The sequence below is a fragment of the Sinomonas atrocyanea genome (assembly GCF_030811715.1).
Lineage (GTDB): Bacteria > Actinomycetota > Actinomycetes > Actinomycetales > Micrococcaceae > Sinomonas > Sinomonas atrocyanea_A.
Map to the genome: position 1 here is coordinate 38,339 of NZ_JAUSRH010000005.1, position 15,047 is coordinate 53,385.

14 protein-coding genes and 2 pseudogenes are annotated in these 15,047 nt (G+C 69.4%); 2 read left to right on the plus strand and 14 right to left on the minus strand.

The features are described from left to right. Window positions 1–15 precede the first annotated feature (15 nt). The 3 genes from J2W21_RS09630 to J2W21_RS09640 are packed head-to-tail and all read right to left on the minus strand — an operon-like array spanning window position 16 to window position 2,629. On the minus strand, window positions 16–852 hold the full coding sequence (locus tag J2W21_RS09630) for an ABC transporter permease (protein ID WP_307114293.1): 837 nt from the start codon (window positions 850–852) through the stop codon (window positions 16–18). Further along, window positions 845–1,621: an ABC transporter permease gene (locus J2W21_RS09635; RefSeq protein ID WP_307114294.1), complete on the minus strand. Its 777-nt coding sequence runs from the start codon at window positions 1,619–1,621 to the stop codon at window positions 845–847. Before J2W21_RS09635 ends, J2W21_RS09630 begins: the two co-directional genes overlap by 8 nt. Before the next feature lie 6 nt (window positions 1,622–1,627). Then, the gene (locus tag J2W21_RS09640; RefSeq protein WP_307114295.1) at window positions 1,628–2,629 is read right to left on the minus strand and encodes an ABC transporter substrate-binding protein; all 1,002 of its coding nucleotides are present in this window, start codon (window positions 2,627–2,629) and stop codon (window positions 1,628–1,630) included. A gap of 273 nt (window positions 2,630–2,902) precedes the next feature. Here J2W21_RS09640 and J2W21_RS19800 point away from each other — a divergent pair. After that, a pseudogene (locus tag J2W21_RS19800) lies at window positions 2,903–3,154 on the plus strand (aldehyde dehydrogenase family protein); the annotation flags it as partial. A gap of 11 nt (window positions 3,155–3,165) precedes the next feature. Here the strand turns inward: J2W21_RS19800 and J2W21_RS09645 are convergent. The 6 genes and pseudogenes from J2W21_RS09645 to J2W21_RS09665 form a co-directional block, all read right to left on the minus strand. Then, window positions 3,166–3,810, minus strand: coding sequence for an MBL fold metallo-hydrolase (locus J2W21_RS09645; protein WP_307114296.1), 645 nt, complete (start codon window positions 3,808–3,810; stop codon window positions 3,166–3,168). Between the two features lie 73 nt (window positions 3,811–3,883). Further along, window positions 3,884–4,099, minus strand: a pseudogene (locus J2W21_RS19805) (MBL fold metallo-hydrolase); the annotation flags it as partial. Between the two features lie 20 nt (window positions 4,100–4,119). Beyond that, the gene (locus J2W21_RS09650) at window positions 4,120–5,844 is read right to left on the minus strand and encodes an FAD-dependent monooxygenase (protein WP_307114297.1); all 1,725 of its coding nucleotides are present in this window, start codon (window positions 5,842–5,844) and stop codon (window positions 4,120–4,122) included. Between the two features lie 5 nt (window positions 5,845–5,849). Continuing rightward, window positions 5,850–6,704 (minus strand): fumarylacetoacetate hydrolase family protein, encoded by an 855-nt coding sequence (locus J2W21_RS09655; protein WP_307114298.1) that lies wholly within the window; start codon window positions 6,702–6,704, stop codon window positions 5,850–5,852. A 50-nt stretch (window positions 6,705–6,754) separates the two neighbouring features. Further along, complete coding sequence (locus J2W21_RS09660; RefSeq protein ID WP_307114299.1) at window positions 6,755–7,630, minus strand: VOC family protein; 876 nt, start codon at window positions 7,628–7,630, stop codon at window positions 6,755–6,757. A gap of 81 nt (window positions 7,631–7,711) precedes the next feature. After that, the gene (locus J2W21_RS09665; RefSeq protein ID WP_307114300.1) at window positions 7,712–8,401 is read right to left on the minus strand and encodes a GntR family transcriptional regulator; all 690 of its coding nucleotides are present in this window, start codon (window positions 8,399–8,401) and stop codon (window positions 7,712–7,714) included. Window positions 8,402–9,137: 736 nt separating this feature from the next. On the opposite strand from J2W21_RS09665, the gene J2W21_RS09670 reads away from it, so the two are divergent. Further along, entirely contained in the window at window positions 9,138–10,013 is an 876-nt protein-coding gene (locus J2W21_RS09670) for an Ltp family lipoprotein (RefSeq protein WP_444965508.1), read from the plus strand. 100 nt (window positions 10,014–10,113) lie between these two features. On the opposite strand, the gene J2W21_RS09675 is transcribed toward J2W21_RS09670, so the two are convergent. From J2W21_RS09675 to J2W21_RS09695, 5 genes are read right to left on the minus strand one after another with little or no spacing between them, the layout of a single operon-like run. Next, on the minus strand, window positions 10,114–10,524 hold the full coding sequence (locus tag J2W21_RS09675; RefSeq protein ID WP_307114302.1) for a rhodanese-like domain-containing protein: 411 nt from the start codon (window positions 10,522–10,524) through the stop codon (window positions 10,114–10,116). 2 nt (window positions 10,525–10,526) lie between these two features. After that, window positions 10,527–11,159 carry a bifunctional 4-hydroxy-2-oxoglutarate aldolase/2-dehydro-3-deoxy-phosphogluconate aldolase gene (locus J2W21_RS09680; RefSeq protein WP_307114303.1) on the minus strand — a complete coding sequence of 211 codons (633 nt, stop codon included), beginning with the start codon at window positions 11,157–11,159 and terminating at the stop codon, window positions 10,527–10,529. Between the two features lie 18 nt (window positions 11,160–11,177). Continuing rightward, window positions 11,178–12,110, minus strand: a complete 933-nt coding sequence (locus tag J2W21_RS09685; RefSeq protein WP_307114304.1) for a sugar kinase — start codon at window positions 12,108–12,110, stop codon at window positions 11,178–11,180. A gap of 6 nt (window positions 12,111–12,116) precedes the next feature. Then, window positions 12,117–13,685, minus strand: coding sequence for an N-acyl-D-amino-acid deacylase family protein (locus J2W21_RS09690; protein WP_307114305.1), 1,569 nt, complete (start codon window positions 13,683–13,685; stop codon window positions 12,117–12,119). Between the two features lie 26 nt (window positions 13,686–13,711). After that, complete coding sequence (locus J2W21_RS09695) at window positions 13,712–15,025, minus strand: amino acid aldolase (protein WP_307114306.1); 1,314 nt, start codon at window positions 15,023–15,025, stop codon at window positions 13,712–13,714. Between the last annotated feature and the right edge of the window lie 22 nt (window positions 15,026–15,047).

Consider the following 15,047-nt stretch of genomic DNA (forward strand, 5'->3'; position numbering starts at 1 on the left):
TGGACGGCGTCGTGCTCATTGGGCACCCGAGGCGTGGTACCAGCTCAGTACGCGGCGCTCGATGAGGACGAACAGCATCGAGAGGATGTAGCCGACGATGCCGACGAGGAGCGCACCCGCCCAGGTCTCGGGCACCTGGAACGTGGCCGAGGAATTGAGGATGTAGAAGCCGAGGCCCTCAGTTGAGGCGAACATCTCGGACACGACCATGACCGTGATCCCGATCGGCAGCGCCACGCGGATGCCGGCCATGATCTGCGGCAGCGCCGCCGGGAGCACGACCCTTCGGAAGTAGAGCCCGCGCGGGATCCGGTAGACCTGCGCGAACTTGCGCACGGTGGGCTCGACGCCGAGCACGCCGTCGATCGTGTTCAGCAGCACGGGCCACATGCACGCAAACGCGATGGTGCCCACCTTGGGCCCCTGCCCGATGCCGAACGTGCCGATGATGAGCGGCACGAGCGCGGCCTGCGGGATCGAGCGGAAGAAGTGGATGATCGGGTCCACGACGTCGCCCAGCCACTTCGCCTCCCCCAGCAGTATGCCGAGGGCGATCCCGACGACGATTGCGATTGCGAGGCCGCCGAACAGGTTGCCCAGGGAGTAGGTCGCTCCCGCCGCGATCACACCGTTGCCGAGATCCCGTACGAGGGCTTCGAGGATCGTCTGCAGCGGCGGGACGAAGAAGTTCGTGCTCCTGGCCGTCGCGAACCACCAGGCGGCCGCGACGACCACGATCAGCCACGCGCGCTGGACGATCGCCCCGGCCACGGTGGGCCGGGAGCGGCGGGCGCGGCGCGGCGTCGTGCGAGCGGGACGGGGACCGGCGGCGCGGAACGTGGTGCTAGTCATCGATCTGCCTCTTCCAGGTCAGTGCGTGGCCCTCGACCTTCTGAAGGATGACCGCGAGGGTCCACCCGACGAAACCGGTGAACAGTAGGTACGCGAAGGCGAGGTCCCAGCTGGCGTTCTGCTGCATGAGGGTGATCTGGCGCCCGATGCCGGGGGCCTGGGAGATGACCTCGACACCCACGGCGACAAGGATGGAGATGGCCGAGGAGATCCGAACACCCGTCGCGATGAACGGCAGCGCGCCCGGGAGGAGGACCCGGCGGAAACGGAGCAGCGGTGGGATGCGGAACACCGCGACGGTGTCCGCGACGGCGGCCTCCTGACGCCGGGCACCGTAGATCGTCTGGATCAGGATCGGCCACAGCGCGCTGAGGGCGACCACCACGATCTCCATCCGGGTATTGGACCCGAGGAGCATGATGACAACGGGCATGAGGGCGAGCACGGGGAACGAACGGCCGAAGTCGATGAGGATCGCCGTGGAGCGGTCGAGGAAGCGCACCGATCCGATGAGCAGACCCAGCACCACCCCCACCAGGGTGGCGATGACCCATCCGGCCAGGGCCGCGAGGAGCGTCCCTCCCAGTGCCTGCCAGAACGCGGGGCTCACGACCGAGGCCGCGACGGCTGCGCAGACCGCGCCGACCGCGGGCACCATCGAGGGAAGGAGCCCAGCGGCGACCACCGCCTGCCACACCCCCAGCAGCAGAGCGACCGCGAGCATGCGCTGGCCGAGGAGCCGGAGGTCTCGGGAGCGGAGCAGTGTCATCGGGTGCTACTTCCCCGCCGACGCCCGCTGCGGCGCCTGCTCCCACAGGATGTCCTTGACCGAGACCGCCTTCTGGAGGAGGCCGAAGTGCTTCATGGCGTCCACGCCGTCCTGGGCCTCCTTCACGTTGAACGTCACATCGGCCGGGACGAACGTCTTGGGCGCCTTGGAGATGTCCGCCTGGTTCACATCGGCGTAGACCTTGCGGACGTTGTCGAGATGGCTCGGGTCGCTGTAGTAGGCCACCGCCTCGGTCATGGCGTCGTCGAACTTCTTCGCCGTCGCGGCGTTCTGCGCAAGCCACTGCGTCGTCGACGTCCACACCGTCACCGGCATGTTCGCCTGGTACTCGCGCACGGGGTTCGAGATGCTCACGTAGCCGGCCGCAAGGATCTGGTGGTAGAAGCTGTCCGCGGCGACGACGGCGTCGACGGTCTTGCGCTCGAGGGCTGCCTGCATGCCCGCGTAGGGGACGGCGACCTCCTTGACGGTGTTCACGTCGACGCCCGCTCCCTCGAGGGCCTGCAGGACCGGGATGTCCCCGCCGGTCTTGACCCCGACGACTCCGATCGTCTTGCCCGCGAGGTCCTTGAGGCTCTTCACCGGTGAATCCTTGGCGACCAGGACCCCCGAGTTGTCGGACTTTGCGTCGACCATGCCGTTGCCCCCGATGACCTTGACCGGGACACCCTTGGCGGCCGAGGTCGCGACGTTGATCCAGGAACCGATGCCGATGTTGACGTCGCCGGAGACGACCTGGGCCAGGAGGGCAGCGGGATCGGCGCCGCGAACGATCTCGACATCGAGGCCGTGCTTGGCGAAGTAGCCCTGCTGCTGGGCGATGTACGCGGTCTCGAATTGGATCGGGGCGACGGCCACCTTGATCTTCGCGGTCCCGCCCGGTGCAGCTGCCTGGCCGTCACCGCCACAGGCCGCGAGACCGAAGGATGCCGTCGCGGCGACGGCGAGGGCTGCGGCGCCCCGGAGGAAAGAACGTCGAGTGGTCATGAGTTGGTCTCCTGCGTGTTCCGGCGGCGGCGCCGCGAGGTGCTGGGCAACGGAAAAAGGCCCGAGTAGGAACTGGTGCATCTTCGGAATGAAAATGCATTCCTTTCAACGTAATGTAACCTTGCTCTTACCGTGTTGCAAGGGTCACAGTCGATGGGGCCGCAGCGGCCTCTAGGAGTGCGACCATGACAATCGCCCACCAGCCAGCCCTTCCCCCGCTCCTAGCGGAGCCTCTCGGCCTGTTCATCGACGGCGGCTTCAAGGCCAGCACCGGTGGCGACTTCACCGTGGTGGACCCCTCAACCGGCGCCCACTGGCGACCACGACGCTCGCCTCGCCGGCCGACGTCGACCTCGCGGTGCCAGGGCATCGAGATGCTGCCTGGCCAGCGCGAACGACAGCGACTACGGGCTCAACTCGATCGTCTGGACCCGCGATCTGAGCCGGGCCCTCCTGTTCGCCGAGCGGGTCAGGGCCGGCAATGTCAGGGTCAACACTGCTTCCGGCATGGACCCCAACCTGCGCTTCGGGGGGATTCAAGCTGCCGGGCTGGGGCCGCGAGAACGGCCCGGAGGGCATCGAGGCGTACACCGAACTGAAGACAGTGACCGCCAGCCTCGCCTAGGCACGGCGCGTCGGGGGCTGGAAGCCACCTCGATCTCGTCGAGGTCTTCCAGCACCCGGAGCTCTCCGTGGAAGTGCTCGGCCGCCCGCCTCCACGTCGCCGGCGACGCCCCCTGCGGGACCAGGTGGTGCAGCCCCAGCAAGCGCACCCCGGCCCGCTTGGCGAGCTGTCCGGCCTCCTCAGGGGTCGTGTGGGCGAGGCGGTGGTGGCGCATCGAGGCGGCCACGTGCTCCGGGGCCGCGCCTGCATGCATCGCCTCGACCGCGGCGAGGTCGATCGCCTCGTGGAAGAGGACGTCGGCGCCGCGGGCGAGGAGCTCAAGGTTGGCACTCGGGCCGGTGTCCCCGGAGACGACCACCGATCCGTAGCGAGATGCGACACGGAAGGCGAACGCCGGCGCCACGGGCGCGTGCTGGACAAGTGTCGCGGTCGCCGTGACCCTGGCGTCGCGGAAGACCTCGAACGGTTCCATCGGCGGGTGCGGGTTCTCGTCGGGGTCGTATCCTCGCCCCTCCGGGAGGGCGATGTCCTGGGCCCGCAGGAGCAGCTCGACCATCTCCGACGTCCCCTGAGTGGGGCCTGGAGCGGAACGCGAGGCCGCCCATGACCATGACCGAGTTCAGATCGATGGTGTGGTCCGAGTGCATGTGGGTCAGGAAGATCCCCGCGAGGTCGGGGAAGCGCAGGCCGGCTTGGACGTACCGCTCGCCAACGCCTGAACCGCAGTCGATGAGATAGACGGAGCCGTCCACCACGACAGCCGCGGCGATGCCAGCGCGGCGCGCCCCTGGGCCGGCGGCGCGCCAGAGCGGGCCGCCCGCCGTGCCGAGCGCAATCGCCCGCATGCCGGCGCGCTCCCGCCCGGTCACGGCTGGGCCGGGCTGAGGAGTGCAGTGCTGGAGAACTGCTCTCCGAGCCGCGGCAGCACGGGCGCGAGAGCGGCGTAGGCCTCCTCACGGGAGCCTGCGGCCACCACGGCGGCGACGTAGCGGTCCGGACGCACCAGCAGCTCGTAGCCCACCGCTGCATCGAGGATGCCCGCGTCGACGGGGCCTGCCACCGAGCGCACCGCAACCGATTCGGCTCCCGGGCGTGTCACGGCGAGTTCACCTGGGCCAGTGACGGTGATCCATGCGAACCCGGACCCGATCAGGTCGTCGAGCCTGGACACCGTTCCGCCGGCCGCAGGCACGACGTCGGGCTGGGGCAGGGCGCGTCCGAGCAGATCCGCGGCCGCCGCCGGGGTGCCGGGGGCAACCGGCACAGCCAGACCTTCGTGGTAGCGCGGCTGGCGGAGGAACTTCATGGTCGTCAGCCACGTCTTCAGCCGCGGGAGGATTTCGAGCGCGGGCACGGCGGCGTCGCGGAGCACGCACACGAACGAGTTCGTGCTCATGACGACCGCGCCGATGCGCTTGGACAAGCGGACCATTTCTGCTGCGTGGGGCTTGCGCTCCGCCTCGTACGAGTCCATCAGCGAGTCGCCGGCGCGTCCGTGGACGGCTTCGGCCACACGCCAAGCTGCGGCCGCGGCGTCGCGCAGGCCCGCGTTGAGGCCTTGGCCCGCGAAGGGCGGCATGAGGTGGGCGGCGTCGCCCGCGAGGAGGATCCTGTCCTGCCGCCACCGGGCTGCCACGCGCTGCTGTGCCGTGTAAACGGCGGCGCGGCGCACCCTGAGCCGCTCCACGTCTTGGTATTCGCCCACCAGGGCTCGGATCGACGCGGGCGAGAGCATCGCATCCTCGTCCTCGCCGGGCAGGAGCATGAACTCGTAGCGGCGTCGCCCGTGGACGCCCGGCACTACGACGGCGGGCCGAGTTCCGTTGCAGTGGAACGACGCATACGGCTCGCCGGCGCCTGCATCGAGCAGGTCCACGACGATCCACTTCTCCACCTGCGTCGAGCCCTCGAGCCCGATCCCGAGCGCCTTCCGGGCGAAGCTGCGGCCGCCGTCGCACGCGAGGAGCCACTGGGAGCGGAACGTCACGGTGGTCGGTGGGCCGACGGCCGGGTTTGGCAGGCTCTCGGCTCCGGCGTGATGGACGTGGTCTCTCCTGCCGGCCGATGCCAGCGCGAAGGCCTCGTCCTGGGCCAGATCGCCCCGGAAGCCCTCGCTGCGAGGACCCCGGCGGGCCGCCGTGAGCTCGACGAGGCCATCCGCTTGGACGAGTTCCGTGGCCTCGGTCGCGAAGTGCAGCTGGATTCCGGGCCGCGCCGCTGCGGCCTTCCACAGCAGGCCCTCCATGACCGGCTGGTCGAATTGGCTCTTGCCAGGCTGGCCGAGGCGGGGGCGCGGCGGGCGGACATCAGCCAAGACCTGCCCCCGCCTGCCCGTGTACCGCGCACCGGTGCCGAGGAGCGTCTCCGGGGCGAGCTCTGGCAGGACGCCGAGCTGCTGCATGATGCGCAGCGCCTCATCGGTCGCGCTGATCGCGCGCGGCTCGTCCCCGGTGCCGGCGTGCTGCTCTACCACCGCGACGCTCAGGCCGGCGTCTGCCATCAGGCAGGCTGCGGTGAGGCCGGTCGGCCCGGCGCCCAGGACGACCACGTCAACGTCGACACTCTCGCTCACGGGAATCGGGGCAGTCATGGCGTTCAGGCGTCCAGAGTCACCGTGTTGGACAACGTGCCCAGGCCCGTGATCTCGACCTCGACCACGTCGCCCGCAGACAGGAAGCCCTTGGGCTCCATGAAGAGGCCCACTCCGCCGGGGGTGCCCGTGACGATCACGTCGCCGGCGGAGAGCTTCGTCCAGGCCGTGACGAATTCGATGATCTGCGGGATCGAGAAGTACAGGTCTGCCACGGAGGCGCTCTGCCGCACCTCGCCGTTGACCCGCGTCTCGAGCTTGAGCTGGTCCACGTCCCCCAGGTCGGCGGCCGGGACGAGGTAGGGGCCGAAGGCACCCGTGCCGGGGAAGTTCTTGCCGGGGGTCCACTGGGTTGCGGCAAGCTGCCAGTCGCGCACCGAGAAGTCGTTGTACGCGGCATAGCCAGCCACGTAGTCCCAGGCGTCCGCGGCCTTCACTCTGTAGGCGTCCTTGGAGACGACCAGGGCCATCTCGCCCTCGTAGTCGTACTGCGTGGTCGAGGCCGGCATGAGGGCCGGGGCGCGGTGGCCCATCTGGGAGTCCGCGAAGCGCGTGAAGACTGTGGGGGCCTTCTGGTTCGTCTTTCCGGTCTCCTCCTGGTGGCTGACGTAGTTCACCCCGATGCAGAGGATCTTGGCCGGATCAGTGATCGGCGGCAGCAGGGTGACCGCGGCCTCGTCGTACGCCGGGGCCTGGCGGGCCTGCTCCTCGGTCAGGGCGCCGAAGCGCCCGTCGACGACGATGTCCTTCAGCGCCGGGGCGATGCCCGCACCCGTCGGGCCCAGGTCATAGACCCGGCCGTCCAAGGACACTCCCCAGGTCGCGGCGCCGTCGGGGGTCGTAAAGGAGACGTAGTTCATGGAAGGCCTTTCGAATCGGTGCGGTGTGCAGGGGTGGCCGGAGCCGGGGGTCAGAAGTGGTGGTCGACGGGCGGGATGCCGAAGGTGCGGAAGTCGTCGGGTCGCCGATCGGACCACATGTTGTACCAGTTCTCGTCCTGGCCCCAGACGACGGGCTCGCGGTCGTCGTCGTAGATCTGCTCGAGGTCGGTGTAGAGCTCGACCACGGCGCCCGAGGACTCGACATAGTAGGCGGCGATGTTGTGGCCCGCACCGTGCCGTACCGGCCCCCAGATCAGCTCGCGGCCCTTCCGGTTCAACCGGTCGCCGAGCTTGGCGAGGTCCCCGACTGACTGGGTCTGCCAAGCGTGGTGGTGGAAGGTGCCGCGACCCTTGATGAGGGCTATCCCGTGATGATCGGGGTTGCAGCGCATGAAATACGCGAAGTCGTCGCCGATCACGTCGGAGAGGCGGAAGTCGAACACCCGGGAGAGGAACAGCATCATCCCGCGCACGTCGACCGGGTGAAAATTGATGTGCCCGTAGCGGTCGGGGCCGAACGAGAGGGGCCCTGCCTCCGCGGGCGCCATTCCGGTGTAGACCTCGAAGATCCACCCCTCGGGGCCTACGAAGGCGAAGCCGTCCGCGACCCCCGCGCTCAGGGGGCGGCTGGAGAGGATCTGGACGTTCTCCGCCGCGGCCCTCCGCCGCACTTCAGCGAGGGCGTCGCCGTCGCGTGCGATGAGGCCGAGTGAGTGGATGCCGTTCCGGCTCGACTCGACGTAGACGAGCTCATGGTGCACGGCGTTCGCCGCGAGATACACGCCCCCGTCGGTGCGCTCGGTGACGCGCAATCCCAGAATGTCGGTGGCATCGGCCACTGACGCGTTCAGATCGGTGGTCTGGATGGCCACGTGGCCCATCTCGCTGATCAATCCCCAGGACATCCGTGCTCCTTCGCTCGGCTCACTCCGGCTTCAAGGAGACACTATCGCAAAGATTGTGCATTATCCAGCGATAGTGCACATTTAGTTCGTCTTGAGCCCCACCTCTCCCGCGCTGCGGACGGCGGCCATGGTCGTCTGATAGTGGGTGCGGAGCAGCGCGGCCGTAAGGCGGGGGTCGCGCGCCAGTGCGGCGGCAAGGATGTCGCGGTGCTCCTGCTCGATGTCCCGATCCGCGTAGCGGGTTGCAGCCCCCGCCCAACGCCCGTAGAGCTGGCTCAGGTCGGAGAGGACCAGCGTGAGGTCGATCAGCACCGGGACCCCGCACGCCTCAACGAGCTTGGCATGGAAGGCTTGATGCGCCTCGTTCCATGCCTCGGTGTGCTCGTCCGGGTTCTCGGCCTCGCGGCGCTGGGTCCGCTCCAGCGTATGGTGCGCGGCCATGAGCTCGGACTCCCAGTCGAGGGTGCCGCGTTCGATCGCAAGGCGAGCCGCGAGTTCCTCGTTGACGCACCGCATCTCGGTGATGTCCTCGAGGTCGGCCAGGGAGAGCTCGGGGACGAAGAATCCCCGGTTGGGGCGCAGCAGCACGAGCCGATTGCCCACCAGTCGCGTGAGCGCCTCGCGGACGACCGTACTGCTCGTGTCGTAGTGCTCCGAGAGGGCCGTCAGCTGCAGCTTGGCCCCCGGCGTCCAGCGGCCAGCGAGGATGTCGCGTCGCAGCGCATCGTACAGGTGCTTCGAGAGCGTCTCCGCGTCGGTCTTCTTCGCCATGGCCGGATTATAGCAAGGGCGTCAGAAAACAGAACAACCGGTCAAATATATCCCTAGTCCGTGGCGATCTTTCCCAGAGGCTCACGGGCCTTCTACAGGTGCGTCACGAGCTCGACGACGAGCGCGGCCGCGCCGCCCATCTCGCCGAGAACGGGCATGTCACCGCCCGCCGAGACGAACTGGTCCGAGGAACCACGGCCCGGGAGCGCCTGCGCCCTCCGGAATGACTTCCTTCGGAGGGCCCTCGCACCACTATTTCTCACGACGTCGGGGGGGCATCATCAGGTCGACTAACGTGAAAGGAGCGGGACCGGCATACGAAGGGGTCAAAAGTCTCTTGACAATTCGTCGCCGCCAAGGTTGCCCAAATGGGAAAAGGTAGCTGCTTCAGCATTCGCATTCGCCAGTGACGGAGTGACCGGTTACGCGTGCCTTTCTGAAGCGGTTAAATCGCTGCCGCCGGGTTATGATTCCGTTTGCGGGCAGTCACGCCCGTGACGCTATTGGGGGAAGCGGATATGTCTGTGACCACTGGCTGGCGCAATGCGCCGCCGCTGCGGCTTGGTGCTCTACGCCTTGCTCCCTCAGCGCCCATCGACGCACCCACCCCGCACGATTCACATTGCACGTCGGTGAGGTGTCCTCTGAAAGGACTCTCATGAGCCATCCTAACCTCGCGCCTTATCCCCCAAGTCCCGGCTACGGGAAGATACAGCCGAGCAGCAAGTCATTCCTTGTGACCTGGTTGCTGTCCCTCCTCGTCGGCGTCTTTGGCGTGGACCGGTTCTACTTGGGCAAAATCGGCACCGGCGTCCTCAAATTGATCACCTTCGGCGGATTCGGCATCTGGGCACTTATTGACCTGATCCTCGTCCTAGCCAACAAGACCCGGGACAAGCAGGGGCTGCCGCTGGAGGGTTACGACAAGCACAAGAGGATGGCCCTAATCGTCACCGCCGCCCTCGTCCTGCTGAGCATCATCGTCAACTCTGCCCGGGCTGCGTCCACTTCCACATCAACGCCCGCTGCCTCCTCTGCACCAGCCGCCGAAACCTCTGCCACCGCTGCAGCCACGGCAACCCCGACAAGGGATCCTGCTGCCGCAGCTGCGGAGGCCTCGGCGTCCGCCAAGGCCGAGGCAGACGCCTCTGCGAAGGCCAAAGCCGACGCCGACGCCAAAGCCAAGGCCGATGCGGAGGCCGCCGCTAAGGCCAAGGCCGACGCGGACGCCAAGGCGAAAGCCGATGCGGAGGCCGCAGCCAAGGCCAAAGCCGATGCCGCAGCAAAGGCTGCTGCTGACGCTGCTGCAGCCGCTGCGGCCGGGACGCTGAGCCAGCAGAACGCTCTGCAGAAGGCTGAAGACTACCTCGGTTACACGGCCTTCTCACGCACAGGCCTGATTCAGCAGTTGGAGTTCGAGAAGTACTCGGCCGCGGACGCGACATGGGCCGTCGATCGGGTCAAGGCCGACTGGAACAAGCAGGCAGCCCTGAAGGCCAAGGACTATCTGAATTTCACTTCCTTCTCCCACGCTGGACTGGTTGACCAGCTGGTCTTCGACGGCTTCACGCCCGCTCAGGCAGAGTACGGAACCAGCCAAGCCGGTCTGTAGAGACTCGCCTCGGACTCAGATGCCCCGGTCCTAGTCGGACCGGGGCATCGTCTTCCGCCCGGGACTCGATGCTTAGCAGCACACAATCCGAGAATGCGGCCTACACGTGGGTGACGAGCGGGTCCGGCCCCGCCTTCTCCACCCCGCCTGCCCGCTCCACCGGGAAACCATTGCGGACCCAGTATTCGTATCCGCCGATCAGCTCGCGCACGCTGAACCCCTCGGCGAGCAGACGACGCGCGGTGTGGGTCGCACCGTTGCAGCCGGGCCCCCATCCGTAGACGATGAGGGTCCGGTCCGACGGCAGGCTGGCCAGCCCGTCGTCCAAGACCAGGGCATCCTTGGGCAGGTGCAGGGCGCCGGCAACGTGGCCCTGATCCCACGACGATTGCCGGCGTGTGTCGACAATGACGGCAGTACCAGCGGCCTGCGCCTCGGCGGCTGCGACGACGTCGATCTCGTACGCCAGCTTCGCGTCCACGAACGCCAGCAGATCACTCTGCGCGACCACCGCTACTCCCCTGTCTGCACCGACCGACCGGAGGTCCCCATCAGTTCCGCGAGCTTGGGGAGCTGGGACGGGTCCTCGAGCGCCGATCCGACCGCAACGACCTTGGCGCCGGCGGCAAGGAAGTCGGCCGCGTTCCCGGCGTGCATCCCGCCGGTGGTGACGAACTTGGCCGCGGGGAAGGGGCCTTTCATCGCCTTGATCCACTCGGTGCCCAGCACGGAGGCGGGGAAGGCCTTGAGCCAGGTCAGGCCTTCCTTGAGCGCGATCTGGACCTCGCTGGGCGTCGCCACCCCGGGCAGCGGCAGCAGCCCGGCATCTGCCGAGGCGCGCACCACCTCGAGGTCGAACCCGGGAGCCACGGTGAAGTGGGCGCCGGCCTCGATGGCCTGCTGCACGTGCCCGGCCGTGACGACGGTGCCCGCGCCCACGACCTTGCCCCGCTCGCGCCCGGCCGCGGCCACGACGCGCAGCGCCTCGACGTCGTCGGGGGTCTGGATGGGAAGCTCGACGACGTCGATGCCGAGGTCCCAGGCGGTCGTCGAGACGGCGAGGCTCCTCTCCACCCCGATGCCGCGGAGGATCGCCATGAGCGGCGCTCCGCCGAAGATGCTGCTGAACTCAGAGTTGTCGATCATCGCCAAGGATGGGTCCTTTCAATCGGTGGAATGCGTGAGCGCTGCGGCCGCGGCAGCGGGAGGATCTGCGACGAAGTCGCTCATCGAGAGCAGGACCAGTCTCGCCCGTTCGTGCCCGGCGCGGAGCCGACCGGAGGCGTCCGCCCCGTTCATGTCGGCGGCGAGGTAGCCCGCGGCGAACGCGTCGCCGGCGCCGACCGCCTCCAGGACCTCGGTCGGGATCGCGGGCTCGAACACGGTGCCGTCCCGGCCGAGCTCGGTGGCGCCGACGTCGCCGTCCTTGACCACGATCCTGTGCGGCCCCGGCAGGAGGACCCGCACGTCCTCCGGCGTGGCGCAGCCCCACAGGGCGTGCGCCTCGTCGAGGCCGACGAAGACGACGTCGGCCCGGTTGGCCAGCTGGCGCAGGACGTCGGCGGCCGCGCCCTCGGGCCACAGGGACGGCCGGTAGTTGACGTCGAAGGTCAGTGTGGCCCTGCTGGCAGCGACGCGCTCGATCACGGCGTCGACCAGCGCCGCGCAGGTCGCCGACAGCGCGGGGGTGATGCCCGAGAGGTGCACCACGTCGGCGTCCTCGAGCGGGACGCCCGCGAGGGTCTCGGGGCTCATCCGGGACGCGGCAGACCCGCGCCGGTAGTACAGGACCCCGTGGCCGGGGTCCTTGAAGTAGACCCCGGTGGGGGCCTCCGGGTCGGCCGTGACCCACCGCGTGTCGACGCCGCGGCTCCGGATCGACTCCACGATCCGGCGTCCGAGGACGTCGTCGCCCACGGCGCTCACCCAGGCCGAGTGCACCCCCAGATGGGCGGTGTGGCAGGCGACGTTGGACTCGGCGCCGCCCGGGTGGAGGCGGACGTCGTCGGCCGTGGCGAGGGACTCGGCACGCGCGGGAGTCACCATCATCATCGTTTCCCCGATGGTGATCAGGCGTGGGTTCGAAGTGTGCAGCATGACTCCCTATTCTCCGATCTGCTCGCGCCTCAGGCCGCGTCCCGGCGCGCCGTCAACGAGCGCGCCGCCCGCGAGCACCGGCCGGCCGGCCACCAGGACGTCGTCGATGCCCACCGCCTCGCCGAGCGGCTCCTCGTACGTGGCGGTGTCGGCGACCGTCTGAGGGTCGACGACGACGAGGTCGGCGATCCACCCCGGCGCCACCCGACCGCGGCGCCCCAGACTGAAGCGAGCCGCCGGGGCCGTCGAGAGGTGGCCGGCCGCCTCCGGCCAGGACCACGTCGGCGTCTCCCGCACGAATTCGCGCAGGTACCGCGCGAAGGTCCCGCGGGCCCGAGGATGCGGGTGGGCACCGACGAAGATGCCGTCGGAGCCGCCGATGTGCCCGGGGCTGGAGAAGATGGCCGCGAGCTCGGAGGTCGGCCGCTCGTGGCGCACTGCCATGATGGCGTTGACCTCCAGGCGGGAGGCGGCCAGCACGTCCAGCGCGAAGTCGACGGGATCGGTGCCGTTCCGGGCGGCAGCCGCATCGAGGGTGAGGCCGTGGGCCCAGTCGAACTCGGGGGCGGCGATGTGGGCCAGCGTGATCATCGAGGGCCACTCGGGCCCCAGGCTCGCGTTGCGCTCCACCTTCGGGAACCACTCGCGGCGCAGCAGGTCCCGCTGGGCAGGGTCGCGGATGGCCTCGACGACGGCCTCCGCGGGCAGCAGCGAGAGGTCCGGCGGCAGCAGCGGCATGGCCAGCAGCGTGCAGCCGCGGGTGTAGGGGTACGCGTCGAAGGTGGCGTCCACGCCGGCGCGGGCGAGCGCCTCGAGCTGCGCGGCGACGATGTGCGCCTGGGCGTGGAAGTGCGAGATGTGGACGCGGGCGCCGGAGGCCTCGGCGATGCGGGCGATCTCCTCGATCCCCGCGGCGGAGTTGGCCTCGTATCCGCCGCGCATGTGGGTGACGTAGACGCCGCCGGCCTCGGCCACCGGCGCGCACAGCGCCGCGATCTCGTCGGTGGTGGCGAAGATTCCGGGGGCGTAGTCGAGTCCGGTGGACAGCCCGACCGCGCCGTCGCGCATGCCGTCCTCGACGAGTGCGGCCATGGCGGCGCGCTGCTGCTCGTCGGCCGGGGCGGTCGAGCGCCCGCAGACCTCCCAGCGGACCGTCCCCGCGGGAATGAGGTAGGCGGAGTTCAGCCGCGATCGGCCGTCCGCCGCGGCGAGGTAGGCGGCCACGCCACCGCCGGCGTAGAGCGGGTGCGGGCCGTTGATGGCGGCGAAGTAGTCGCTCGCGTAGGCCCCGTCGCCCGGGGCGTAGGAGACCCCGTCCTGGCCGGCGATGACAGTGGTCACCCCCTGCTTGAGCAGGGCCCGCTGCACCGACTCGTCCTCGAGGAGGCCGTCGGCGTGCGAGTGGGCATCGATGAATCCGGGCAGCACGTACCGCCCTGTGCAGTCGAGGACCTCGTCACCGGGCTCGGGGGCGATCTCCCTGATCTCGGTGATCAGGTCGCGTTCGACGGCGACGTCGGCCTTCCGCATCCCCGTGCTGTCAACGAGTGTGCCGCCGCGCAGGAGCAACCGCATTCGTGCGCCTTTCCGTGGAGAGATGGTCAGAAGAAGGTCTGGACGAGGTCGACCACGCGGTCGTCGACCTGCGAGGCCACGACGGGCAGGTAGCGCCACTTGTCGAACGTGGTGCAGGGGTGCGAGAGCCCCAGCGCCACGACCGAGCCGAGCGCCACGTCGTCGCCCGCCAGCCCCAGGTAGCTGTGCTGGTCGTTCATGGCGAGGACCGAGGCATCCGTGAGCGGCGACCACGCGCCGTCCAGATCGGCCGCGACGGCGCGGGGCACCGGCAGCCCCTCGTCGAACGGGAAGTCCCGCTTCCCGCCGTCGAGCAGCGCCAGGCCGCGCTCGGGGTGGGACACCACACGGGCGACGCCGCGCATCGCCGAGCGCAGTCGGCTCGCCGTTGTTGGGGTGGCGGCTCGGGCGCTCCCCTCGTCGAACGGGGAGATCTGGCGGTAGAACCCGTCGTCGTGCGTGATGTAGGCGCCGCTGCGCAGTGTCCACAGGGTCCGCGAATCGCCGGCGCGCGAATCGTTTGCCATCGCGCTGCCGAACACGTCGGCCACCACGTCGGGGTAGGCGCTTCCGCCCGCGGTGACGTAGAGGTCGCCCTCGCCGTCGTAGAGGTCGGCCAGGGCCTGGTGCAGGTCGACCTGCCGCTCCACGTAGGAGCGCACGGCCTTGAGGGCTTTGTCCGATCGGTCGTGGGCGAGGGCGCCCTCGTAGCCGGAGACCCCCGCCAGGCGGAGGACTTCCGAAGCGGCAGCCCGCCGCGCGACGTCGTGCGCCTCGGCGAGCGTCCGCGCCCCGGTGCGCCCACCGGGGGCGCCGAGCTCGACGCAGACGTCCACCGGCCGCGGCGTGCCGGCCCGCCGGAGCCCCCGCTCCATCGCCTCCAGGGTCGCGATCGAGTCGGCCCAGCAGACGAAGCTCAGCTCGGGGTCCGCCAGCTCGCCGGCGAGATAGGCCAGCGAGCGCTCGTCGACCACGGAATTGGCCAGCATGATGGAGTCCAGGCCGAAGCTGCGCGCGGTGCGGACCTGCCCCATGGTCGCGAGGGTGATGCCGAGGCTCCCGGCGTCGAGCTGCCGCTGCCACAGCGAGGGAGCCATGGTCGTCTTGCCGTGCGGCATCAGCTCGAGCCCGCGGCCCGAGCACCACTGGGCCATCACGTCGACGTTGTGCCCGATCAGCTCGTCGTCGAGGACGACGATCGGCGTCCAGAACTCCGAGAGCCGCGGCCCGCTGGCGAGGAACTCGCCCACCGTCATCCCGAACGCGCGGGCCGGGATCCCCTTGTCGCGTGCGGAGAGGCGGGCGTTGCCCAGCTCCTCCAGTCGCAGCTTCCTTGGCATGTCTTCCCTTCGAGTGTCAGGT